Annotated in this window: 22 protein-coding genes and 2 tRNA genes; 9 read left to right on the forward strand and 15 right to left on the reverse strand. The window is 64.6% G+C overall.

The window, feature by feature from the left end; translation table 11 throughout:
• Positions 1 to 41 precede the first annotated feature (41 nt).
• The 4 genes from BM193_RS00580 to BM193_RS28150 form a co-directional block, all read right to left on the reverse strand.
• Complete coding sequence (locus BM193_RS00580) at positions 42 to 3242, reverse strand: efflux RND transporter permease subunit (RefSeq protein WP_092794344.1); 3201 nt, start codon at positions 3240 to 3242, stop codon at positions 42 to 44.
• Between the two features lie 2 nt (positions 3243 to 3244).
• Positions 3245 to 4498 (reverse strand): efflux RND transporter periplasmic adaptor subunit, encoded by a 1254-nt coding sequence (locus BM193_RS00585; RefSeq protein WP_092794347.1) that lies wholly within the window; start codon positions 4496 to 4498, stop codon positions 3245 to 3247.
• A gap of 281 nt (positions 4499 to 4779) precedes the next feature.
• The gene (locus BM193_RS00590; RefSeq protein WP_092794349.1) at positions 4780 to 5640 is read right to left on the reverse strand and encodes an alpha/beta hydrolase; all 861 of its coding nucleotides are present in this window, start codon (positions 5638 to 5640) and stop codon (positions 4780 to 4782) included.
• Positions 5637 to 5879, reverse strand: coding sequence for a hypothetical protein (locus tag BM193_RS28150; protein ID WP_139175982.1), 243 nt, complete (start codon positions 5877 to 5879; stop codon positions 5637 to 5639). Before BM193_RS28150 ends, BM193_RS00590 begins: the two co-directional genes overlap by 4 nt.
• A gap of 117 nt (positions 5880 to 5996) precedes the next feature.
• Here BM193_RS28150 and BM193_RS00595 point away from each other — a divergent pair, with 117 nt between their 5' ends.
• Genes BM193_RS00595 through BM193_RS00605 form a run of 3 tightly spaced genes read left to right on the forward strand, consistent with a single transcriptional unit; the run spans position 5997 to position 8388 of the window.
• Positions 5997 to 6956, forward strand: coding sequence for a LysR family transcriptional regulator (locus tag BM193_RS00595; RefSeq protein WP_092794352.1), 960 nt, complete (start codon positions 5997 to 5999; stop codon positions 6954 to 6956).
• A complete protein-coding gene (locus BM193_RS00600; protein ID WP_092794355.1) occupies positions 6953 to 7936 on the forward strand; it encodes a D-2-hydroxyacid dehydrogenase in 984 nt (327 codons plus the stop codon). Before BM193_RS00595 ends, BM193_RS00600 begins: the two co-directional genes overlap by 4 nt.
• Positions 7933 to 8388 carry a hypothetical protein gene (locus tag BM193_RS00605; RefSeq protein ID WP_092794358.1) on the forward strand — a complete coding sequence of 152 codons (456 nt, stop codon included), beginning with the start codon at positions 7933 to 7935 and terminating at the stop codon, positions 8386 to 8388. Before BM193_RS00600 ends, BM193_RS00605 begins: the two co-directional genes overlap by 4 nt.
• 3 nt (positions 8389 to 8391) lie before the next feature.
• Here BM193_RS00605 and BM193_RS00610 read toward each other — a convergent pair whose 3' ends face one another.
• The 7 genes from BM193_RS00610 to BM193_RS00640 form a co-directional block, all read right to left on the reverse strand.
• Complete coding sequence (locus BM193_RS00610; RefSeq protein ID WP_254785753.1) at positions 8392 to 8895, reverse strand: DUF1993 family protein; 504 nt, start codon at positions 8893 to 8895, stop codon at positions 8392 to 8394.
• Positions 8896 to 8955: 60 nt separating this feature from the next.
• Positions 8956 to 9837: an extracellular catalytic domain type 1 short-chain-length polyhydroxyalkanoate depolymerase gene (locus BM193_RS00615; protein WP_092794361.1), complete on the reverse strand. Its 882-nt coding sequence runs from the start codon at positions 9835 to 9837 to the stop codon at positions 8956 to 8958.
• 75 nt (positions 9838 to 9912) lie between these two features.
• Entirely contained in the window at positions 9913 to 11136 is a 1224-nt protein-coding gene (locus BM193_RS00620) for a sensor histidine kinase (RefSeq protein WP_092794363.1), read from the reverse strand.
• Positions 11129 to 11830: a response regulator transcription factor gene (locus BM193_RS00625; protein WP_092794365.1), complete on the reverse strand. Its 702-nt coding sequence runs from the start codon at positions 11828 to 11830 to the stop codon at positions 11129 to 11131. Before BM193_RS00625 ends, BM193_RS00620 begins: the two co-directional genes overlap by 8 nt.
• Positions 11827 to 12366, reverse strand: a complete 540-nt coding sequence (locus BM193_RS00630; protein WP_092794369.1) for a GNAT family N-acetyltransferase — start codon at positions 12364 to 12366, stop codon at positions 11827 to 11829. The genes BM193_RS00625 and BM193_RS00630 overlap by 4 nt, the downstream gene beginning before the upstream one ends.
• 15 nt (positions 12367 to 12381) lie before the next feature.
• Complete coding sequence (locus BM193_RS00635) at positions 12382 to 12729, reverse strand: SMI1/KNR4 family protein (RefSeq protein WP_092794371.1); 348 nt, start codon at positions 12727 to 12729, stop codon at positions 12382 to 12384.
• A complete protein-coding gene (locus BM193_RS00640; protein WP_092794374.1) occupies positions 12726 to 13289 on the reverse strand; it encodes a GNAT family N-acetyltransferase in 564 nt (187 codons plus the stop codon). Before BM193_RS00640 ends, BM193_RS00635 begins: the two co-directional genes overlap by 4 nt.
• A 127-nt stretch (positions 13290 to 13416) precedes the next feature.
• On the opposite strand from BM193_RS00640, the gene BM193_RS00645 reads away from it, so the two are divergent.
• From BM193_RS00645 to BM193_RS00665, 5 genes are all read left to right on the forward strand, one after another.
• Positions 13417 to 15000, forward strand: a complete 1584-nt coding sequence (locus BM193_RS00645; protein WP_175533112.1) for a GGDEF domain-containing protein — start codon at positions 13417 to 13419, stop codon at positions 14998 to 15000.
• 14 nt (positions 15001 to 15014) lie between these two features.
• Positions 15015 to 15782, forward strand: a complete 768-nt coding sequence (locus BM193_RS00650) for a CPBP family intramembrane glutamic endopeptidase (RefSeq protein WP_175533113.1) — start codon at positions 15015 to 15017, stop codon at positions 15780 to 15782.
• Positions 15783 to 15859: 77 nt separating this feature from the next.
• Positions 15860 to 16525: a hypothetical protein gene (locus BM193_RS00655; RefSeq protein WP_092794381.1), complete on the forward strand. Its 666-nt coding sequence runs from the start codon at positions 15860 to 15862 to the stop codon at positions 16523 to 16525.
• A 10-nt stretch (positions 16526 to 16535) separates the two neighbouring features.
• Positions 16536 to 17342, forward strand: coding sequence for a DUF6624 domain-containing protein (locus BM193_RS00660; RefSeq protein WP_092794384.1), 807 nt, complete (start codon positions 16536 to 16538; stop codon positions 17340 to 17342).
• A 196-nt stretch (positions 17343 to 17538) separates the two neighbouring features.
• Complete coding sequence (locus BM193_RS00665; protein ID WP_092794387.1) at positions 17539 to 18045, forward strand: P-loop nucleotide/nucleoside kinase family protein; 507 nt, start codon at positions 17539 to 17541, stop codon at positions 18043 to 18045.
• On the opposite strand, the gene BM193_RS00670 is transcribed toward BM193_RS00665, so the two are convergent.
• Entirely contained in the window at positions 18042 to 19187 is a 1146-nt protein-coding gene (locus tag BM193_RS00670) for an alpha-hydroxy acid oxidase (protein ID WP_092794389.1), read from the reverse strand. The genes BM193_RS00665 and BM193_RS00670 overlap by 4 nt on opposite strands.
• Before the next feature lie 80 nt (positions 19188 to 19267).
• Positions 19268 to 20236: a phytanoyl-CoA dioxygenase family protein gene (locus BM193_RS00675; RefSeq protein WP_092794392.1), complete on the reverse strand. Its 969-nt coding sequence runs from the start codon at positions 20234 to 20236 to the stop codon at positions 19268 to 19270.
• 115 nt (positions 20237 to 20351) lie between these two features.
• Between BM193_RS00675 and BM193_RS00680 the strand changes: the two genes are divergently transcribed.
• Positions 20352 to 21227 carry a helix-turn-helix domain-containing protein gene (locus BM193_RS00680; protein WP_092794395.1) on the forward strand — a complete coding sequence of 292 codons (876 nt, stop codon included), beginning with the start codon at positions 20352 to 20354 and terminating at the stop codon, positions 21225 to 21227.
• 55 nt (positions 21228 to 21282) lie between these two features.
• On the opposite strand, the gene BM193_RS00685 is transcribed toward BM193_RS00680, so the two are convergent.
• A tRNA-Arg gene (locus BM193_RS00685) sits at positions 21283 to 21359 on the reverse strand.
• Between the two features lie 170 nt (positions 21360 to 21529).
• Positions 21530 to 21606, reverse strand: a tRNA-Arg gene (locus BM193_RS00690).
• Positions 21607 to 21609: the final 3 nt, after the last annotated feature.

Consider the following 21609-nt stretch of genomic DNA (forward strand, 5'->3'; position numbering starts at 1 on the left):
GCTCAGCACGGGCGCTGCGCGCCCGATGATTTCCTTGGTTTTCAATATATATCTCCTTCCAGGTCCAGCGCTGGCGCGGCGACAGGCTTGGCGGCAGCGGCGGCTGGTTTTTTCTCAAAACGCTGCGCCAGGGTGCGCAGCAATACATAGAACACGGGCGTCAGGAACAGGCCGAAGAAGGTCACGCCCAGCATGCCGGCGAACACCGCCACGCCCATCGCATGGCGCATTTCCGAACCGGCGCCGTGCGAGAACACCAGGGGCACCACGCCCATGATGAAGGCGATCGACGTCATCAGGATCGGACGCAGACGCAAGCGGCAGGCTTCCAGCGCCGCCTGCACGACGCTGCGGCCATGGTCTTCCAGTTCCCGGGCAAATTCCACGATCAGGATCGCATTCTTCGACGCCAGCCCCACCAGCACGAACAGCGCGATCTGGGTAAACACGTTGTTGTCGCCACCGGTCAATTTGACGCCCAGCAAGGCGCACAGGATCGACATCGGCACGATCAGGATCACGGCCAGCGGCAGGGTCCAGCTTTCGTACTGGGCGGCCAGCACCAGGAACACCAGCAGCACGCACAGCGGGAAGACATAGATCATCGTATTGCCGGACAAGATGTCCTGGTAGGTCAGCTCCGTCCATTCATACGAAATCCCCTGCGGCAGCACTTCCTTGGCGATGCGTTCCAGCGCGGCTTGCGCCTGGCCGCTCGATACGCCAGGGGCGGCGCCGCCGTTGAAGTCGGCCGCGGAATAGGCGTTGTAGCGCTGTACGCGGTCCGGACCATAGGTGTCCTTGACACGCATCAGCGACGACAATGGAATCATCTCGCCCTTGTCGCTGCGGACCTTCAGCTGCGCGATATCCTGCGCATGCGAACGGAACGACGCATCGGCCTGCACGCGCACCTGGTAGGTGCGGCCAAACTGGTTGAAGTCATTCACGTACAGCGAACCGAGGTTGATCTGCAAGGTCTGGTAAATCGTCTGCAGCTGCACGCCCATCTGCTTGGCTTTCACGCGGTCGACGTCGGCAAACAGCTGCGGCACGTTGATCTGGTAGCCCGAGAACACGCCCGCCAGTTCCGGCGTCTGGTAGGCCTTGGCGGCCAGCGCCTGCGTGGCGTTGTACAGCGCGTCGTAACCGAGGTTGCCGCGGTCTTCGATCATCATCTTGAAGCCGCCGATGGTGCCCAGGCCGTTGACCGGCGGTGGCGGGAAGACCATGATGAAGGCGTCCTGGATGCCGCCCAGGCGCTTGTTGATCTCGGCCGCGATGGCGCCGCCCGACAATTCCTTGCTGGTGCGCTCGTCGAACGGTTTCAGCGTGGCGAAGACGATGCCCGAGTTCGGCGCATTGGTGAAGTCGTTGATCGACAGGCCCGGGAAGGCGATGGTCGACTCGACGCCAGGCACCGACTTGATCACGTCCGACATGCGGCGCACGACATCTTCCGTGCGGTCCAGCGAGGCGGCGTCAGGCAGTTGCGCGAAGCCCACCAGGTACTGCTTGTCCTGCGCCGGCACGAAACCGGCCGGCACGGCCTTGAAGGTGAAGATGGCGGCGACGACCAGCAGCGCATACACGCCCAGCGAGGCGCTCTTGCGGCCCAACACGCCCTTCACGCCCGCTTCGTAGCGGTGCGAGGCACGGCCGAAGAAGCGGTTGAACCAGGCGAAGAAGCGGCCGAAGACCTTGTCCATGCCACGCGTCAGCGCATCTTTCGGCGCATCGTGCGGTTTCAGCAGCGCGGCCGACAGGGCCGGCGCCAGGGTCAGCGAGCTGAAGGCGGAAATCACGGTCGAAATGGCGATCGTCAGCGCGAACTGGCGATAGAACTCGCCCGACAGGCCGGGCACGAAGGCGATCGGCACGAACACGGCGCACAGCACCAGGGCGATGGCGACGATAGGACCGCTGACCTCTTTCATGGCCTGGATGGTGGCGTCGCGCGGCGACAGCCCTTCCTCGATGTTGCGCTCGACGTTCTCCACCACGACGATGGCGTCATCGACGACGATACCGATGGCCAGCACGAGGCCGAACAGCGACAGGGTGTTGATCGAGAAGCCAAAGCCCAGCATCACGGCGAAGGTGCCGACGATCGACACGGGCACGGCCAGCAGCGGGATGATCGATGCGCGCCAGGTTTGCAGGAAGATGATCACCACCAGCACCACCAGGGCGATGGCCTCCAGCAGCGTATGGATCACCGCTTCGATGGACGAGCGCACGAATTGCGTCGGGTCGTACTCGATGCGGTATTCCACGCCTTGCGGGAAGTCCTTTTTCAGTTCTTCCATCTTGGCGCGCACGTCGGACGACAATTGCAGCGCGTTGGCATTCGGGGCCTCGAAAATACCCATGCCGACGGCCGGATTATTGTTCAGCAGCGAACGCAGCGAGTAGCTGTTGGCTCCCATTTCCACGCGCGCCACGTCCTTCAGGTGCGTCACGGCGCCGTCCGCATTGGTGCGCACGATGATGGCGCCAAATTCCTCGGGCGTCTGCAGGCGGCCCTGGGTATTGACGGTCAGCTGGAAGTCCGAGTTTTTCGCCGGCGAGGCGCCGATGACACCTGCGGCCACCTGCACGTTCTGCTCGCGGATCGCGTCGACGACGTCATTGGCCGTCATGCCGCGCGCCGCCACCTTTTGCGGATCGAGCCAGATGCGCATGGCATAGTCGCCGGCGCCGAAGATCTGGATGTCGCCCATGCCGGGCAAACGGGCCAGTTGATCCTTGACGTTCAGCACCGCGTAATTACGCAAATACATGTCGTCATAGCGCTTGTTCGGCGAGACCAGGTGCACCACCATGGTCAGGTTGGGCGAGGACTTGACGGTGGTCACGCCGATCTGGCGCACTTCCTCGGGCAGGCGCGGCAAGGCGCGCTGCACGCGGTTCTGCACCTGCGTCTCGGCCTGCTCGACGTTGGTGCCGATCTTGAAGGTCACGGTCAGCATCATCGCGCCGTCGGACGTGTTCTGCGAGGACATGTAGAGCATGTTCTCGACGCCGTTGATCTGCTCTTCGAGCGGCGCGGCGACGGTTTCAGCGATCACTTTCGGGTTAGCGCCCGGATACTGCGCGCGCACCACCACCGATGGCGGCACGACGTCGGGATATTCGGAGATGGGCAGGCCGAAAATCGACAGCAGCCCGGCCACGAATATGACAATCGACAGCACCGCCGCAAAAATCGGCTTGTCGATGAAAAAGCGGGAAAAATTCATGTTTATTCCTTGGTGGTCGATGCCGCCTTGGCGGCGATCTTGGCGTCTTTTACTTCAGGTTTTGCGGGAGCGGCGGGCGCGGTCGGATCGAAATCCATGGCCACCATCTGCGGCGTCACGGGCGCGCCGGGTCGCACGCGCTGCAAGCCGTTGACGACGATCTTTTCGCCCGCCTTCAAGCCCTCGCGCACCACGCGCAAGCCGTCCGAGGCCGGGCCCAGCTTGACGGCGCGGTATTCGGCCTTGTTGTCGGCACCCACCACGTAGACGTATTTGCGGCTCTGGTCCGTGCCGACGGCGCGGTCGCTGATCAACAGGGCCGTGTTTTGCGCCTGCGGGCCATTGCCGCCATCGAGCTGGATGCGCGCAAACAGGCCGGGCACCAGCTGGCGGTCGGTATTGGCGAAGGTGGCGCGCATGCGCACGCTGCCCGTGGCCGGATCGAGCTGGTTGTCGACGAATTCCAGCTTGCCTTCGTGCGGGAAGCCCGTTTCGTTGGCCAGGCCTACCTTGACGGTGACGGGCGTGCCCTTTTGCGCCGTGCCGGCCACGCGCAGATACGTATCCTCATCGCCGTCGAAGCTGGCGTAGATGCGGTCCGTCGACACGACGGAAGTCAAAATGGCGGAAGCGTCGATCAGGTTGCCGACGGTGATTTCCGCCTTGCTGACACGGCCGCTGATCGGCGCCTGCACCTGCGTGTACGACAGGTTCAGCCTGGCCGCTTCATACGCGGCTTGCGCCGAGCGGGCATTCGCGTCCAGCTCTTTCAGGCCCGAGGCCTTTTCATCGAATTCGCGCTGGGCGATGGCTTTTTCGGCCAGCAGCTTTTCAGCGCGCGACAGTTCCAGCTTGGCCAGTTCCGCCTTGGCGCGGGCCGATGCGGCCGTGCCTTCGGCGCGCGACACTTCGGCCTGGAAGGGGCGCGGATCGATGACGAACAGCACATCGCCCTTCTTGACTTCGCTGCCCGGCTTGAAATTGACGGCCGTGATGAAGCCGCCGACCCGCGAGCGGATTTCCACGCGCTCGATCGCTTCCAGGCGGCCCGAAAACTCCTGCGTTTCCGTGATCTGTTTTTCCACCACGGCGGCGGCCGAGATGGGCGGGCCGCCGGCCGCTGGCGCGTCGGGCACCTTGCTATTGGCCGAATCGCAGCCGGCCAGGCTCACGGCCACCAGGCCTGCCAGCGCCAGCGAGGCAGCGAGAGGCTTGATGAGTGTACCTAAGGTGGAAAATTGTTGAACGTTTTTCATTTTATTTCCCTGTTTTATGAAAATTTCTAATGGTATGGGCGGCAGAAAGCAACCCAGCTAAAAGTGGAAACTGCAGCGTATGGTGGTGCCATGGCGCCCGACGGCGCTCGATCAAAGGTAAACAGGCCGCCAGCTGTTTAAAAGCGGACGGGGACGACGAAGCTGGCTGTGCGAGCGCACAACGCAGACAGATAGGGAACTACACTGCGTAGTGTAGCAACCGAAACTCAAAAAGTAAACTGATTAGTGTAAGTTTTTTTGCAGTGCCGCGGATGGCGGCTTTATGACTCGGGCTCCTGCCCCAGTCCGGCAACGAAACTGCTAATTTCGCTCAATACCTGCACCTTGCAGGCGCATTCATTACGGGCGGTCGCGTCTTGCAGCGGCGCGGCGGCCATGCGCCGCACGGTGGTCTTGATGCCGCAGGCGATCAATTTGCTGCCGTATTGTTCAGCCTCGTCGCGCAATGGGTCGTCTTCGCTGGACAAGATCAAGGCGGGCGGCAGGTTCTTCAGGCGGCTCGACTGCAATGGCGACGCGTACGGATGGGTACGGTCAGCGGCATTCGGCAGGTAGCCGCGATAGGCGGCGGCGCACTGGTCCGCCACTTCGGCCAGGTCCGGACAGGTCGGCAAGTGGCGCATCGAACAGGTCGACAGGCCGGGGTCGAGCATGGGCATGATCAGCACCTGGCCCGCGAGGGGCGGTCCGCCCCGGTCGCGCGACATCATGGCGCACACGGCAGCCAGGTTGGCGCCCGCTTCGATGCCCGACACCACCATCTGCTTGCCCGTCCAGCCCAGCTTGGACTTGTTCTTCTTTGCCCACAGCAGCACGGCATGCGCGTCTTCCACGGCGGCCGGGAAGGGACGCACCTTCGCCAAGGTGTAGTTCGCGGCCAGCACCACGTGGTCGGGGTTGCTCAGCACGAGGCAGCGCAGGAAGTCATCCGCATCGTCCAGGTCGCCGGCCACAAAGCCGCCGCCATGGAAAAAGACCATCAGGTTCGGCTGCTTGGCGCCCGGCACGCCGGCCGTGTAGACGCGCGCGGCCAGCGCATCCTGCGCGCCCTGCACCTGGATATCGCGGATCTTCAGCGCCTGGCCAGGTGCCAGTTCGGCCGCGGAGTCGGCAACGCTCATTGGGCCACCACCGGCTGCACGGCAACATCGCGCACCGCGTCGTTCAGGCACAACAGGGCGACGCCGCCCACTTCATGGGTCAGGGCGCTATAACCGCTGGCTTCGCTTTGCGCCGCCAACGAGTAGGCATCCGTCGATACCATCGCGGCCAGAGCCAGCAGGCTCGCCGCCAAGGCGAATACTGCAAAGTTTCCATTCCGATGACCCATGATTTTTCTCCTGTGTACTTCCTGCGGCATCACATTTATGCTGCAGTACAACAACTATAGACTTGATCTACAATCTGATAAAGAGTGCAATGCCGAATTGATTGTTCAGGATTCTGAATAATCACGTGGAAAGTGATAGGAAATCAAGTGAACAAGCTGCAAGCCATGGAAGTCTTCATCCAAGTCGTCGATGCGGGCGGCTTCACGCGCGCGGCGGAAAACATGCAGCTGCCGAAAGCCACCGTCTCGACCCTGATCCAGTCGCTGGAAAGCAGCCTGTCGGTCAAGTTGCTCAACCGCACCACACGCCACGTCAGCATCACCTCCGACGGCGCCGCGTATTACGAACGCTGCGTGCGCATCCTGTCGGACGTGCGCGAAGCGGAGGAATCGCTGTCGCGCACGCGCTTGAGCCCCAGCGGACGGCTGCGCGTGGATGCGCCCACGGCCCTGGCCAGCGAACTGATCATCCCCGCCCTGCCCGACTTCTTCGCCCGCTACCCGGACATCTCGCTGGAACTCGGTTGCAGCGACCGCCCCGTCGACCTGATCGAGGAAGGCGTCGACTGCGCCGTGCGCGGCGGCGAACTGGGCGATTTGAACCTGATCGCGCGCCGCGTGGGCGTGCTGCATTTCATCACCTGCGCCGCGCCCGGCTACCTGGCGCGCCACGGCACGCCACAGCACCCGAACGACCTGGCGCAGCACCGGGGCGTGAATTTCTTCTCCGCCAAGACCGGTAAAACCTTCGAGTGGGATTTCACGCGCGCGGGCGAACGCATCCAGATGTCCATGCCCAGCCATATCGCCCTGAACGACTCGAACGCCTACGCGGCCGCCGGCCTGGCGGGCCTGGGCATCGTGCAAATGACGCATTTCATGCTTGCGCCGCTGCTGGAACAGGGCAAAATGGTGGAATTGCTCAGCGATTGGGAATCCGACCCGCTGCCCATCCACGTGATCTATCCGCCCAACCGCCACCTGTCCGCCAAGGTGCGCGTGTTCGTCGAATGGGTCGCCGACATGTTTACCAACCACCCGGCCACGCAGCTGAAGGGCAAGAACCCCCTGCCCGCGCGTGCCGCCCTGACCGAGGCCCAGCCATGACCGCAGCCAGCACACAGCCGCACCCGCACCCGCACCGCATCGTCTTTCTCGACCGCGACAGCCTGATCGCCACCGTGCGCCCGCCCGCCTTCGCCCACAGCTGGGAAGAATATCCGCATACCCAGGGCAGCGGGCAGACGGTAGCCCGCCTGCAAGGCGCCAGCATCGCCATCACCAATAAGGTGCCGCTGCGCGCGGCCGAGCTGGCGCAACTGCCCGACCTGCAGATGATCGCCGTGGCCGCCACGGGCACGGATATCCTCGACCTGGCCGCCTGCCGCGAGCGGGGCATCGTCGTGGCGAATATCCGCGACTACGCGCGCGCCACCGTGCCCGAGCATACGCTGGCCCTGATGCTGGCCCTGCGCCGCCAATTGTTCGCCTACCGCGCGGACGTGGAAGCGGGCCTGTGGCAGGCGTCGGACCGCTTCTGCCTGTTCGGCCACCCGATCCGCGACCTGGCCGGCAGCCGCCTGGGTCTGCTCGGCTACGGCGCGCTGGGCAAGTCCGTGGCGCAGCTGGGACGCGCCTTCGGCATGCAGGTGATCGTCCACAACCGTTCCCCGATCCAGGAAGACGGCGTGCGGGAAGTGAGTTTTGACGAACTGCTGGCCACTTCCGACGTGCTGAGCCTGCACCTGCCCTTGACGGACAAGACGCGCAACATCATCGGCGCACAGGAACTGGCGCGCATGCAGCCCACGTCCCTGCTGATCAACACGGCGCGGGGCGGCCTCGTCGATGAGGCGGCCTTGGCCCAGGCATTGACGAACGGCGTGATCGCCGGCGCCGGCGTCGATGTGCTGTCGAAGGAACCGCCCCTGCCCGACAACCCGCTGCTCAATTTACGCTTGCCCAACTTCATCCTCACCCCGCACACGGCCTGGGCCAGCGGCGAGGCCATGCAAAAGCTGGCCGACATCCTGATCGGCAATATCGAAGCATTCGAGCGCGGTGCTCCCGTGAACGTGGTGGCATGAGCGTCTTGCGCGAACTCGATGCATTGCTGTGCGGCGAGGAGGAGGAATACGACCGTCTCGACCTGTTTCAGGAAGCGGACGAACTGATCGGGCAACTGCGGATGGCCGACGTGCCCGCGCTGCTGGCCCTGTGGCCGGCGCGCAGCCTGGGCTGGCAGCAGCGTTTCACGCAAGCGAGTACCAACATCGACGGCGCCGTGCTGCGCGCCCTGCTGGCCGGCTTGCTGCAGGGCCACGACACGACGCACGGCGTGTTCGAACTGATGTCGCGCCTGCCGCCCGTGGCCGACCATTCCCCGCTCAGCGACGCCCTGCTCGCTTACGCCGAACAAGCGTGGCATGCGGACCAGGGGCGGCACCGGCAAATCCAGATCAGTTGCTGGAGCTGCGGGCTGTCGGGCCGGCTGCTGAAGCGGCTGGGGTTGGCTGCCTGGAAGGATACGGGGCTGTAGCCGCTATGGCGCGGCGGGCCGCTCGAATGAAAATCCCGGCGCATACGCATGATAGCCGTCGAAATCGCCCTTGCCGATGGCCGCGCCGCTGCTGCGGGCGATCGCATATGCCATGCTGAAGTGAAAGTAGAAATTCGGCAGGATGTACAAATGCAAATACTCGCCGGCCGGCAGCGCGATGTCGGCGAAGCCGGCGCGGTCGCGGCAGATGCGCTCAGGCGGTCCGTCAAAGCGTTCCACGGGAATCGCCTGGAGGTAGCGCATGGTCTGCGCGATCTGTTCCTGCAGGCTGGCGGCGGCACTGAAATCGGCCACCTCCAGCCCCGCCAGCGGGCAGCAGCCGCGCAGGGAAAAACTCACGGCCGCGCGCACCTGCTGGGCGAACGGCAGCATGTCCGGGTGCAGCCGCGCCGCCAGCAGCTGCGGCTGCGCGTCGAGCTTGTCCAGCATGGCCGACAACTGGCCCAGGGAACGACAAAAGATGGCGACGGGGTGGCTGTTCATCATTGCCTTGTGCAAGATTCAAATTGACAAGAGTGTGCCACAGGCACCCGCGTCCCCGCAGCGTTATCGCCGGTGCTGGCTGAAAAATTCCCACATCACCTCGTTCGCATCGATGGCGCGCGTGGTCTTGCCAATGGGCAGGCCAACATTGAAGGCGTCGGCGCCCGGCCACGTATGGCCGCCGTCCTTGACGGTGAGCAAGGCCACCTTGGCGCCGCCAGCACCGCTCCCCTGCTCCAGCCAGGTCACTTGCGTGGCGTCGCCGGCGGGGCCGGGCAGCAGGCGCGGCTGCGGCATGGCGCCGTCGATGCCGTTGTGCCTGCGCCAGTAGGCGAAGGTGTCGTCGGCCGACAGGTAGCTGGCGGCCTTGCCCTCGAACAGCACGACCTTGTCGGCAGTGCCCTGTATCAGCAGCATGCCGACCTTGTCCTTCTGCTGGTGATGCTGCCGCACGGGTTCCGGCATGGGCGCGCCCACCGAGGCGACGGCGGCGAACTGTTGCGGCAGCTCGGCCGCCAGGCGCAGGGCAAAGAAGCCGCCGCGCGACAGGCCCGTCGCATACACGCGCTTGTCGTCGATGCGGTAATCCTGCTGAAGCTTGCTCAACATCGCCCGCGTAAAACCGACATCATCCGTGCCGGCCAGGTAATCCATGCCGAAGCCCACGTTCCAGTCCTGCTTGATGCCTTGCGGGTAGACGACGATGAACCGGTGCCGCTCGGCCGCCTTGTTCATCTGCGTATACAGCATCTGTTCCGCCATGCTCATGCCGCCGCCATGGAAATTGAAGACGACGGGAAAGGTCTGTTGGGGCTGGCTTTGATAAGCCGCCGGCGTATAGACGATGTAGCGGCGCTTTTCATCCTTGTGGACGAGGCTGCTCACTTGCGCCAGCGCGGGGATGCTGGTGCACGCCAGCACCAGCAGGCTGATAAGACATTTCATGCGGTTTTCTCCTTGAATCAAGAGCTTGCAGCTTACGCAGGCGCCGGTGAAATCGCGGTGAAATCTGCCTGCTTTTTATTCTGTCTGGAGGGGAATGATGTCGACGCGGTACTGCGCCTCGCCCGGATGGAAACGGATATCCCAGCGCATGGCTTGCGCCAGGCGCAGCAGCAAATTCTGGCCATGCGCGAAACCGTGGACGCGCCGCGCCTGCCCCGCCGGCACGGTATTGCCGATGCTCAGGCGGCCTTGCGCAAACGCAATACTGATGCGGCAAGCGGGGCCGCCATGGAACAGGGCATTCGCCAGGCAGTTATTGATGAGCAACATCGTCAACTGCCCGTTGCCGACGACGTCGAGGCGCCCGGGCAAGTCCAGCGCCAGCAGGCTGGCATCCCAGGCGACATCTTCGAGCAGGCGCAGCAGGCATTGCTCGATGCAGCCGCGCAACTCGACCACGTCGCCGGGCAGCTGCTCGGCGCGCGCCAGCGCGAACAGCACCTCGATGGTGGCGCGCATCTCGTCCGTGGATTGCCGCAGCTGCGCCTGCCCTTCTGCCGCCAGGGGCTGCGCGCCGGCCAGCGCCAGGCTGTTGTGCATCAAGGTGAGCGGCGTGCGCAATTCGTGGCTGACGTCGCGCGCGAATGCCTGTTCGCGCCGCAACACTGCCTGCAGTTCGGAAAACGTGGCTTCCAGGCGGCGCGCCAGGAAACCGATCTCGTCGGGACGGTCGCGCTCGCTGAAATGCACGGCGCCGCCGGGCGCCAGCTGGCGCGCCTCCCGCGCCAGACGCTGCAAGGGCCGCACGAGGCGCCGCGCCAGCCAGTACGCCAGCAACAGGGCCAGGCCGATCAGCGCCAGTGCCACGCCAGCGACGACACCGCCCACTTCCCGCACCAGGCGCTGCACCACCAGCACGGGCGCCACGTCGGCCAGCAGATACGCGCGCCGCGGCTGGCCGGCGGCGGCGAGGTCCAGCGCCAGCACATGATAATGCTGGCCCGTCGTGGTAAACACTTCCCCGCGCGGGGCGGACGGCGGCACGTGCGCGCGCACCGCTTGAGGCAAGTCAAGGTAGCGGCCATAAACCGTGATGAGGTCGCTGCCAGACGGCGTCAGCTCACCGTGCTGGCGCAAGCGCTGGCTGACGGCCACCGCCTCGCGTTCGAGCAGGCCCTGCACCAGCATGTCTTCCGTCACGTAGGCGATCACCAGCGCCAGGCCCGTGTAGCACAGGCACAGCAGGACGGTGAAGGCGGCCAGCGCGGCGAACAGGCTGTGCCGGATCGACCTAGCCATGGCTGGCCGCCGCGTCGACGGCCAGGCGGTAGCCCAGCTGCGGGATCGTCACCAGCACGCCGGCCGCGCCAAGCAACTCCAGCTGCCTGCGCAAGGCGTAGATATGCGATTTGAGGGCGTCGCTGTCGGGCGGCTGGCTGCCCCACAAGTGCCGCAGCAAGGCCGAGCGCGAGACGGCATGCGGATGTTCGCGGCACAGCAGCAGCAAAATGTTAAAACCCGTCGGCGTCAATGGCAGTGCCACGTCGCCGACCAGGGCGCGTCCTTCGCGCGTCAGCAAGGTGAAAGGGCCCACGCGCATTTCCTCGTGCACGTGCAGTTGCTGCCGGCGCGCCAGCGCTGCACAGCGCAAGGCCACCTCGCGCAAGTCGAAGGGCTTGGTCAGATAATCGTCGGCGCCATCGCGAAAGCCGCGCGCCTTGTCTTCATAGGCGTCGCGCGCCGTCAGCATCAGCACGGGCACATTGCTGGGCGCACCGGCCTTGATGGCGCGGCACACCTGCAAGCCATCCATGTCGGGCAGGTTCAGGTCCAGCAGCACGACGTCATAGGGGTTGCGCCTGGCCAGCTGCACGCCCAGCGCGCCCGTGCCCGCATGATCGGTCTGCCACTGCAAGCCATCGAGGAAATCGAGCACCTGGCGCGCGATGCCCGGATGGTCTTCCACCAGCAGGATGCTCAGCCGCCCCGTCATGCAAGCTCGGCGATGCGCGCATACAGCCAGAAGTTGCCGGGCGTTCCCCGTACCAGCCGGTAGCGGCGCAGATAGCCTTCGCGCTCGAAGGCGCAGCGCTCCAGCACGCGGATCGAGCGCTGGTTGCTTTCCAGCACGGTGGCCTGGATGCGCAGCAAGCCCAGACGCCGGAAGCCCCAGTCCACGACAGCCTGCACGATGGACGTGGCCACGCCCTGCCCCCACACGACAGGAGAAAGATCGTAGGCGATTTCGGCCGTGCGGTGCTGCGGCGACATGGCATTGAAACCGATGGAGCCCACCAGCTGGCCGCCCTCGCGCAGCACGACGGCCAGGCGCATCGGCGACGCGGGGTCGTCTGCTTCGCAGGCGGCGAAATTGGGCAGCAGATCGTCGATCGACTGCACGTTCCAGCTCGTGTGTTCGATGACGGCGGGATCGGCCAGGTAGGCATACCAGGCGCGCGCATCGTCGCGCTGCAGGCGGCGCAACGTCACCAGCGGGTGGTCGCAGGCGGGCAAATCTTCCGGTGTCATCGCTCGATGTCCTTCTCAGTCAACGGGGCAGGCGGCGGCCAGCCAGGCGTGGAAATCCTCGGCGGCCAGCTCGAAATCGTCGCGCTGCATGGAACCGTGGTCCACCAGATACACGGCGCGGTCGGGACCATCAAGCGCCAGCATGACGGCCCGCCCGCCGCCATCGTCGCCGATGGCGATGAAGCCGGGGCAGTATGGCTGCGTCTCATACGTTGCATTGCGTTCCAACAGGCTCCCTGCGCCGTACAACAGCACCTGCTCGCCGCAGTATCCCTCTTCCCTGCCCTGTAGAAAGGCCAGGTAATACGGGGGCAGCGCCTGGCCCAGCCAATGCTGGAAGGCGGCGATTGCCGGCTGGCTCATGCGGCGCCCTGGCGCCGCGCTTCCCACGTGCGCCGCAGCAAACCGTACAAGGCCGAGTCGCTGACATGGCCGCCGACGATCCAGCGCTCGGGCAAAAAGCCTTCCCTGTTGAACCCCTGACGCTCGAGGGCGCTGGCCGAACCGGCGTTGAGCGGGTCGATATCGGCTTCCAGGCGGTTCAGGTCGCGCTCGACAAACGCGTATTCCAGCAGCGCGGACAAGGCTTCGTGCATATAGCCCTTGCCCCAATACGGACGGCCCAGCGCGTAGCCGATCTCGGCGCGGCGGTTTTGCGGGTGCAGGGAAAACAGGCTGCAGCTGCCCAGGTACTCCCCTGTTTCCTTCAGCTCGATGGCGAAACGGAAGAATTCCTCCTTTTCAAAGGCGGCACTGTCTTCGGCGATCTGGCGCGTGGCACGGCTGATATCGTCCCATGGCGGTTCGCTGAAATAGCGCATCACGTCGGGATCGCTGTGCATGGAGAACAGGGCCGCTTCATCGGATGGCTGTGGTTTGCGCAGGATCAAGCGTTCGGTGGTGATGGTTTTTGTGTAGGCCATGCAATTCCAATCGAGGTTCAAACGGACGATTCTTATTATTCCATGCAACTATAAGAATGTGGCAACTTTGTGCCCGTGCTTTTAATGTAGTATGGCAACATTTTTACCATATCATTGGTGCAAGCCTATGCACGCCGCACAAGATGCAATAAATACGCAGGCCGGCCCGCCGCAGCCCGAAGACTTGCCCAGCCACAAGCGGCCAGCGGTCATCTGGGCCGGCATCGCCTTTTTCTCCATGTGCGCCATGCTGCTCGCCATGACCGTCTGGATCGTCTGGTCGTCGCACACCGTGCGCCTGCGCGAAGCGGGGGCGACGACGGAAAACATGGCGCGCGCCCTGGCCTCGCAAGCCTACATGGAACTGGAAATCGCCGATGTCATGCTGGAGGATCTCGCCGAACATGTCCGCAACGAAGGCAATAACGACCATACGGGCGAACGCCTGGAATCGCATCTGGTGCAACTGTCCAGGCGTTTTGTGGAAATTGCCGGCGTCTTCATTTTTGACAGCGAGGGCGACTGGCTGGCCACCTCGGCGGGCACGGGTCAGGAAGGCAACAATGCCGACCGCGATTACTTTATTTATCACAAGACCCACAAGCAGCTGGGCAGCCGCATCAGCGCGCCGGTGCTGAGCAAAACCAGCGGACAATGGGTCTTGCCCGTGTCGCGCCGGGTCGAGTCGGCGGACGGGTCCTTTGCCGGCGTGGTGCTGGTCACTCTGGCGCTGGCCTCGTTTGAACGCATCTACGATAGCCTCAACCTTGGCAATACGGGAACGGCGTTCTTTGCCCTCGATGACGGCACCTTGATCTATCGGCGGCCGTTCCAGAGCAAGCTCATCGGCATGGATATTTCCTCGGGCGCCCTCCTGCGCGCCTACCGCGAAAAAGGACCGGTCGGCACGGCCATGATGACGGCGAAAGTGGACGAGATCGAACGGCTGTACAGCTATCGTCACCTGGAACGCTTTCCCGTCATCGTCGCGGCGGGCTTGTCGCGGGAAGATATTTTCGCCGAATGGCGGCGCTTGAGCGTGCAGATCGTGCTGGCCTCGCTGGTGGCGGGGGCGGCGCTGCTGTACCTGTTCAGCAAGCTGATGCGCCAGCTTGCCGCACGCGACCGCATCGAGGCCAGCCTGCGCCTGGCCAGCGCCGAGCTGCGGCAGGCCAATGCGGACCTGGCGGCGCGCGCGTCGCAGGATGGCTTGACGGGCCTGGCAAACCGCCGCTGTTTCGACGAAACCCTGGCGCATGAACTGAACCGCGCCCAGCGCGGCGGGCACGAGGTGTCGCTGATCATGATGGATGTGGACTTCTTCAAGAAATTCAACGACCAGTATGGCCACGTGGCCGGCGACCATTGCCTGCAGGCCGTCGCCGGCGCCGTGGCGCGCAGCGTGGGCCGGGCGCAAGACCTGGCCGCGCGCTATGGCGGCGAGGAATTTGCCGTGATCCTGCCCGGCACCGGCACGGCCGGCGCGCTGGATGTCGCCGAAGCCATCCGTGCAGCCGTCGCAGCCTTGCAGATACCCCACGCGGCCAGCGCCACCGGCGCCGTGACCATCAGCCTGGGCGTTGCCACGCTCCGGCCAGGCCAGGACCAGCACGCCAATAGCAGCGAACTGATACGCCAGGCCGACGCCTTGCTGTACCAATCGAAAAACAGCGGGCGCAACCGCGTCAGCAGCCACGCGCCAGCGCCATGAAGCGGGCCATCTCCATGCCAAGAATCCATATCACCATGCCGGTGGCCATCGCCGCGCTGGCCGTCTGGCTAGTCCTGACACTGGGCGTGCGCTGGTTCGCCTCCGCTGGCCACCTGACCGTCGAGGCGGCGGTCAGCAACGGCATCGGCCTGTCGTGGGCGCTGGCCGCGCTGTTCTCGCTGGCGCTGGTGCTGGCATCGGACCGGCGCCGCGCCGTGGGCCTGTATGCGCCGCAGCCCCTGAAAACCTTCTGGCTCGTCTGGCCGCCCCTGCTGTATGCGCTGCTGATGCTGTTGCTGGCCTGGGCCGGCGGCTGGCCGATGCCAAGAGTGCTGCTGATGGTGGCCTGCAATGCGGCCCTGGTGGCCGTCTCGGAAGAGCTGATGTTCCGTGGCATCTTGCTGCAAGGCATGCTGGACAAGCACGCGGTCTGGCCGGCCGTGCTGCTGTCATCGGCGCTGTTCGGCGTGGTCCACACCACCAACGGCCTGGCCACGGGCGACGTCAGCGGCGCCGTGTGGCAGGCGGTGGCGGCCGCCTTGCAGGGCGTCGGCTATGCGGCCATCCGCCTGCGCACCCGTTCCGTCTGGCCCATGGTGCTGGTGCATGGCGTATGGGATTTTGCGCTGGTGACGGCGACCATGTCAGACGCGACCGAGGACGGTTTCTCGATACTGCCCTATGCGGCCCTGCTGGCCGTGTTGCCCCTGTGCCTGTACGGCGTCTACCTGCTGCGCCCCAGCCAGCGGGCAGCGCTGGCGCCCGCCGATGCGGCCGTCTAGCGCCACCGGAACAGGGCTGGCTCTTTCGCGCAACTATAATATTGCGGCAAGATTTCCTGTGATTTGTTGAGGTGTGCATGGCATTTTTTTCACGTGATTACGAAGTATTCCTGCTGCTGGCCGCGCCCGATGCACCGGCGCTGTGGAACGCGGAACAATGGGCGCCGTTCGCCGCCAGCCTCGACGTCCTCGTGGCACAGGCGCGAACAAGAGGCAAGGCCGGCGTGCGCAGCCATCAGTACAATCCCAAGGGCAAGCCGATTGCCTTTGGCCGCCTGGGCTGGGACGATACCTCGCACGCCAAGTGGACGCACACGCCGGCCACGACGCAGGCACGCTTCATGACCCTGGAAGCGTGGGCGCCATCGTGGACGGTCTGCGAAAAGGACGGCCAGGCGCCCGATGTGTTCCTCGCCCTGGCCAACGAATCGCTGCTGGGCCTGGTAGGCAAGCCCCTGCAATTCGGCCAGCGCCTCGTGTGCGCCATCGCCACGGACATGGGCCCGGAAGCGGCCGCCACCTTGCAGGCATCGCTGGCGCAACTGGCCGCGCAGCAAGACGCCGTCGTCTTCGCCCATTCGCGCCGCCAGTGGGGCCGCGCCTCGCCGTATGGCGGTTTCACGGGCGCCATCCAGGACATGCTGATCGGCGGCCTGTTCCAGCCCGACGATCCGCACGCACGGCCGCTCGATGACGCCACGTTCCACGATGCGTGGAGCAAACTCGACATCCAGCAGGCATGAACGGACGCCCATGCCACGCCTGAGCTGCGCCATCCTGCTGTGCTGGAGCGCCCATGCGGGCGCCTTCGAACTGAGCGGCGCCATCCGCAGCAACGGCGCGCCGCTGCCGCCCGCCATCAGCATCGTTGCGGAACTCAGCCCTGGCCAGACGCACAGCATCGGCCAGGTCGAGCATGGCCGCTACCGCATCGATGTACCGGAAGGCACCTTGCTGGCGCTGGTCGCGCGGGCGCCGCAATGGGAAGCGGAACCGAGGATCATCCACGACGCCGCCACGGCGGGCGCACTGGACATCCTGCTGTATCCGGCAGCGGTGCCGGAAGCCGCGCTGGCGCAGGCATTGCTGGCCATGGAAAAGGAAGATGTGGCCGCACGCAAGGATTGGCCGGCGACCGGGTCCGATGCGCAGGCACGGCAGCGCCTGCGCGAGACGGACGACAAAACCGAAGCGCGGCTGCGCCGCATCATCGCCAGCAAAGGCTGGCCCACGCAAACGATGGTCGGCTACAAGGCGGCAGGCAGTGCCTGGCTGATCGCCCAGCACGGCTCGGATGCCTTTCTCAAAAGCAGCCTGGCCCTGATGCGCGTGGCGGCCACGCAAGGCGAAATCACCCTGTCCAGGCTAGCCCTGACGATCGACCGCGACTTGAGCAATGACAAGCTGCCGCAGCTGTACGGCAGCCAGTTCCAGACTGGCAGCGACGGCAAGACGGTCCCGTTGCCCATCGACGATCCGCAGCGGCTGGAGCAGCGCCGCGCCAGCATGGGGCTCGAACCGTATGCGCAATACCGGCAGTTATTTGAACAGGACAATTGACAACGCCATCCTTCGCATGGCATCGTTACCCCATGCAATCGATACACCGCCCCCTGCCCTCCATTATTGCCGCCATTCCAACGAGGGTGGCGGGGCAGGAATGAGATTGCCCAAGCCGCCTGCAAGGCGGCTTGGATCGGCAACAAACAATCAAGACGTCTCGCAGGCTTTGTTTTACTCACCTGAGCGAGCGACCATGCACACCACTGCCAGTACCCTAGTTACCCCCACCCTGCACCTCGTGTGCGGCAAGATTGCCTCGGGCAAATCCACCTTGACCAGCCAGCTTGCGCAAGCGCCGCATACCGTGCGCATCAGCGAAGACAGCCTGCTGGCGCAGCTGTATCCGGGCCAGATCGCCAGCCTGGCCGATTACGTGGCCCATGCGGCGCGGCTGCGCGCGGCCGTCGCCCCGCTGGCCCTGCAGATGCTGCAGGCGGGCGTGTCCGTCGTGCTCGATTTCCCAGCGAATACGCCGGCCAGCCGGGCCTGGATGCGCGAGCTGTTCCAGCAGGCGGGCGTGCCGCACGTGCTGCATTACCTCGACGTGCCGGATGAGGAATGCAAGGCGCGTTTGCGCCGGCGCAATGCCAGCGGACTGCATGCGTTTTCCACCAGCGACGCGCAATTTGATGACATCACGCGCCACTTCGTGCCGCCCGCCGCGTCGGAAGGTTTTAAGCTGCTGTGCGTGACGGCTTAAAACGTGCCCGGCAGCAGGATTTTCTTGTCCACCTGCTGCAGGTCGCGCAAGCCGCAAAAGGCCATCGTCAAATCGAGCTCGTTGCGGATGATGTCCAGGCATTTGGTCACGCCCGGTCCGCCCATGGCGCCCAGGCCATACAGGAAGGGGCGGCCGATGTAGACGCCTTTCGCGCCCAGCGCCACGGCCTTGAGCACGTCCTGGCCCGAGCGGATGCCGCCATCCATGTGCACTTCGATCTGGCTGCCGACGGCGTCGACGATGGCGGGCAAGGCTTCGATCGACGATTGCGCGCCATCGAGCTGGCGCCCGCCGTGGTTCGAGACGATCAGCGCGTCGGCGCCGCTGCTGACTGCCAGGCGCGCGTCTTCCGGGTCCATGATGCCCTTGATGATCAGTTTGCCGCCCCAGCGCTGCTTGATCCATTCCACGTCCGCCCACGACAGGCTCAGGTCGAACTGCTGCTGCGTCCAGGCCGACAGCGACGACATGTCGGACACGGACGTGGCGTGGCCGACGATGTTGCCGAAGCCGCGCCGTTTCGTGCCCAGCATGCCCGCCACCCAGCGCGGCTTGGTGGCCATGTTGAGGATGTTCGCAATGGTGAGTTTCGGCGGCGCCGACAGGCCGTTGCGCAAGTCCTTGTGGCGCTGGCCCAGCACCTGCAAGTCCAGCGTCAGGACCAGCGCGCCGCATTTCGCCGCCTTGGCGCGGTCGATCAGGCGGTTGATGAATTCGCGGTCCTTCATCACGTACAGCTGGAACCAGAACGGTTTTGTCGTGTTCGCCGCCACGTCCTCGATCGAGCAGATGCTCATGGTCGACAGGGTGAACGGCACGCCAAACTTCTCGGCCGCCTGGGCGGCGAGGATTTCGCCATCCGCATGCTGCATGCCCGTCAAGCCCGTGGGCGACAGGGCCACCGGCATGGAAACGGCCTGTCCGACCATGGTCGAGGCCAGGCTGCGGTTTTCCAGGTTGACGGCGACGCGCTGGCGAAATTTGATCTTGGCGAAATCGCTGTTGTTGGCGCGGTACGTCGATTCCGTCCAGGAGCCGGAATCGGCATAGTCGTAAAACATGCGCGGCACCCGTTGCTGGGCCAGCACGCGCAAGTCTTCGATGCAGGTGATGATACTCATGCGTTTCCTCGGTCGATGGCAAGTCGGTCCATGATCGTGCATTTGGCCGCGCTTGTCTATCCGCGGGGCAAGACCAGCGCCTAAGGCGTGGCTTGCCAGTCGCGCGCGCCGAGGATCTTCTCGCCCAGTTCGCTCAAGCGGGCCTGCGGGTAGCGCAGCCTTTCCTTTTCCTCGGGGTCGCCGGGAAACGCGTAGCCCTGCGGCGCGCTGCGCTCGCGCCAGCTTTGCACGCGCCAGTCGCGCAGGGATTGATTGTCTTCTTGGGCGGGCGTAAAGGAAATGTATTGCGCCAGGCGCACCTGGTCCGTGGACGTGTTCGGGCGGATGCCATGCGCCAGCAGGCTGTTAAAGATCAGCAATTCCCCCTTCTTCATGGCGATGAATTCCATCGGATACGGCACTGTCGCCAGGTCCGGCTGCCACGGGTTGCGGTCGGCCGGCACCGTCTTGCGCCAGCTCAGCAAGTGATTGAACAGCTGCGGATAGCATTGAAAGCCGCCGCTCTCGGGCGAGGTATCGGACAGGGCCAGCACGCCCTGCACGTTGACGGGCAGCGGGTCGAGCGTGGTGTCCGCATCCCAGTGGATGAAGCCGCCAAACTTGCGCTTGCCCTTGTTCGGCGTGTTCAGGTTGGCGCGGTCGATGGTCACCCACAGGTCTTCGCGGTCCCAGATGTCGACAAAGGCGTCGTAGACGCGCCGGGTCTGGCGGTTATCCCACAGGGTCTGGTTGTGGTAGGCCTCGACCATGCCGGAGCCGTTGAGCTCTTTCATCGCGTGGTCGCGCAGCTGGTCCCGGTTCCAGGTGGCGCGGTCATGCTGGTCGAGTCCTTGGAATTCCCAAAGGAAATCTGTCGTGCGCCGCACCTGCTCGGGCGGCACGGCATCCTTGACGATGACATAACCGTAGGTTTGCCAGTGCAAAAAGTCGCTGTCGGACAGCACGCGCAGGGGCAGCCGTTTGCGGATGTCGCGCAACTGGGGCTGTTCCGTGTAGGCCACGGACGGGTTGCCGGGACGGTCTTCGCCGTATTGATAGGGGTTTTGCATCGCTGTCTCCTGTGTGGGTGTGAGACAGATTGTGCGCTGGGCCGGCCAGCCGAAATGCGCGCCGAGCGGCCAATACTGGTACTATCCTGACCATTCATATCCATAAAACGTCACAATGACGCCCTTATTCGAACAAGTCACGATCCCGCCGGGCCATTCCTGGGGCTTGCTGTGGCGCGAACTCGGCACCATTCCCTTCATCTGGCACTACCACCCGCAGTTCGAACTGACCCTGACGGTGAATGCGCGGGGACAGCGCTACATCGGCGACCACCTGGGCGACTTCGAGCCGGGCGACCTGGTGCTGCTGGGGCCGAATTTGCCGCACACGTGGTCGGCCAGCGAACGCATCGACAGCAGCCAGCCGATGCTGGCCGTCGTCGTGTGGTTTTCATTGGAATGGCTGGAGCGGCTGGCGGCCTGCTTTCCCGAATTGCAAGCCTTGCGGCAACTGGCGGTCCGCGCCGGCCCTGCCCTGCATTTTTCGCCGGCAACGAGCACGCGCTGCGCCGATCAGCTGCTGCGGCTGAACGCCCTGCCCGTGCCGCAGCGCCTGCCGCTGCTGCTCGACGTGCTGCTGGCGCTGGCGGGCGATACGGGCGCGCAGCCGCTGGCCTCGACGGCGCAGGCGCCCGTGCACGGCGACGGACAGCAAAAACGCATGGCCGGCGTGCTTGATTTCATGCATGCGCATTTCCGGGAAGAGATTGCCCTGGAGAACCTGGCGCAGCGTGCCGCCCTGTCGCTGGGCGCGTTTCACCGCTTCTTCAAGCGCCACGCGCATTGCACGCCGGGCGACTACCTGGCGCGGCTGCGCATCGGCCGCGCCTGCCAACAGCTGATCGAGAGCGATCTCGCCATCGCCGTCATCGCGCAAGAGGCCGGCTACCGCAACCTGGCGCATTTCAACCGCCAGTTCCGCGCCGCCAAGCACGTCACGCCGCGCGCGTTTCGCCGGCAATACCGGCGCGGCGCCAACCGGGCGGCGTAAATCCGTTCGGAAACGAAAAAGGGGATCAGATTTTACAATCTGACCCCCAATATTCTGGTGCGGCTGGCAGGAATTGAACCCACGACCCCTTGGTTCGTAGCCAAGTACTCTATCCAGCTGAGCTACAGCCGCCTAAGACAAGATTATAGCAGGGCTTTGCAGAATGGCAAAGGGCGGCGGGACGATATTTTACAATTGACGCTCCTGCCAGCCCCTTCCTCGCCATGGCCGCCGCTGTGGGGAAAATGCACGAAAAAAAACCCGGAAAGCGTGCTTTCCGGGTTTTTCTCTACTGCTGATACTGGTGCGGCTGGCAGGAATTGAACCCACGACCCCTTGGTTCGTAGCCAAGTACTCTATCCAGCTGAGCTACAGCCGCAAA

The sequence above is a fragment of the Janthinobacterium sp. 344 genome (assembly GCF_900112025.1).
GTDB lineage: Bacteria > Pseudomonadota > Gammaproteobacteria > Burkholderiales > Burkholderiaceae_D > Janthinobacterium.

What these genes read in the sequence shown, in the direction of transcription:
- BM193_RS00580 (WP_092794344.1), bottom strand. Translation starts at nt 3,242, where the DNA reads ATGAATTTTTCCCGCTTTTTCATCGACAAGCCGATTTTTGCGGCGGTG.
- BM193_RS00620 (WP_092794363.1), bottom strand. Translation starts at nt 11,136, where the DNA reads ATGGCTAGGTCGATCCGGCACAGCCTGTTCGCCGCGCTGGCCGCCTTC.
- BM193_RS00665 (WP_092794387.1), top strand. Translation starts at nt 17,539, where the DNA reads ATGCACACCACTGCCAGTACCCTAGTTACCCCCACCCTGCACCTCGTG.
- BM193_RS00645 (WP_175533112.1), top strand. Translation starts at nt 13,417, where the DNA reads ATGCACGCCGCACAAGATGCAATAAATACGCAGGCCGGCCCGCCGCAG.
- BM193_RS00635 (WP_092794371.1), bottom strand. Translation starts at nt 12,729, where the DNA reads ATGAGCCAGCCGGCAATCGCCGCCTTCCAGCATTGGCTGGGCCAGGCG.
- BM193_RS00605 (WP_092794358.1), top strand. Translation starts at nt 7,933, where the DNA reads ATGAGCGTCTTGCGCGAACTCGATGCATTGCTGTGCGGCGAGGAGGAG.
- BM193_RS00600 (WP_092794355.1), top strand. Translation starts at nt 6,953, where the DNA reads ATGACCGCAGCCAGCACACAGCCGCACCCGCACCCGCACCGCATCGTC.
- BM193_RS00615 (WP_092794361.1), bottom strand. Translation starts at nt 9,837, where the DNA reads ATGAAATGTCTTATCAGCCTGCTGGTGCTGGCGTGCACCAGCATCCCC.
- BM193_RS00650 (WP_175533113.1), top strand. Translation starts at nt 15,015, where the DNA reads ATGCCAAGAATCCATATCACCATGCCGGTGGCCATCGCCGCGCTGGCC.
- BM193_RS00640 (WP_092794374.1), bottom strand. Translation starts at nt 13,289, where the DNA reads ATGGCCTACACAAAAACCATCACCACCGAACGCTTGATCCTGCGCAAA.
- BM193_RS00625 (WP_092794365.1), bottom strand. Translation starts at nt 11,830, where the DNA reads ATGACGGGGCGGCTGAGCATCCTGCTGGTGGAAGACCATCCGGGCATC.
- BM193_RS00660 (WP_092794384.1), top strand. Translation starts at nt 16,536, where the DNA reads ATGCCACGCCTGAGCTGCGCCATCCTGCTGTGCTGGAGCGCCCATGCG.
- BM193_RS00585 (WP_092794347.1), bottom strand. Translation starts at nt 4,498, where the DNA reads ATGAAAAACGTTCAACAATTTTCCACCTTAGGTACACTCATCAAGCCT.
- BM193_RS00675 (WP_092794392.1), bottom strand. Translation starts at nt 20,236, where the DNA reads ATGCAAAACCCCTATCAATACGGCGAAGACCGTCCCGGCAACCCGTCC.
- BM193_RS00670 (WP_092794389.1), bottom strand. Translation starts at nt 19,187, where the DNA reads ATGAGTATCATCACCTGCATCGAAGACTTGCGCGTGCTGGCCCAGCAA.
- BM193_RS00610 (WP_254785753.1), bottom strand. Translation starts at nt 8,895, where the DNA reads ATGATGAACAGCCACCCCGTCGCCATCTTTTGTCGTTCCCTGGGCCAG.
- BM193_RS00655 (WP_092794381.1), top strand. Translation starts at nt 15,860, where the DNA reads ATGGCATTTTTTTCACGTGATTACGAAGTATTCCTGCTGCTGGCCGCG.
- BM193_RS00680 (WP_092794395.1), top strand. Translation starts at nt 20,352, where the DNA reads ATGACGCCCTTATTCGAACAAGTCACGATCCCGCCGGGCCATTCCTGG.
- BM193_RS28150 (WP_139175982.1), bottom strand. Translation starts at nt 5,879, where the DNA reads ATGCCGCAGGAAGTACACAGGAGAAAAATCATGGGTCATCGGAATGGA.
- BM193_RS00630 (WP_092794369.1), bottom strand. Translation starts at nt 12,366, where the DNA reads ATGACACCGGAAGATTTGCCCGCCTGCGACCACCCGCTGGTGACGTTG.
- BM193_RS00590 (WP_092794349.1), bottom strand. Translation starts at nt 5,640, where the DNA reads ATGAGCGTTGCCGACTCCGCGGCCGAACTGGCACCTGGCCAGGCGCTG.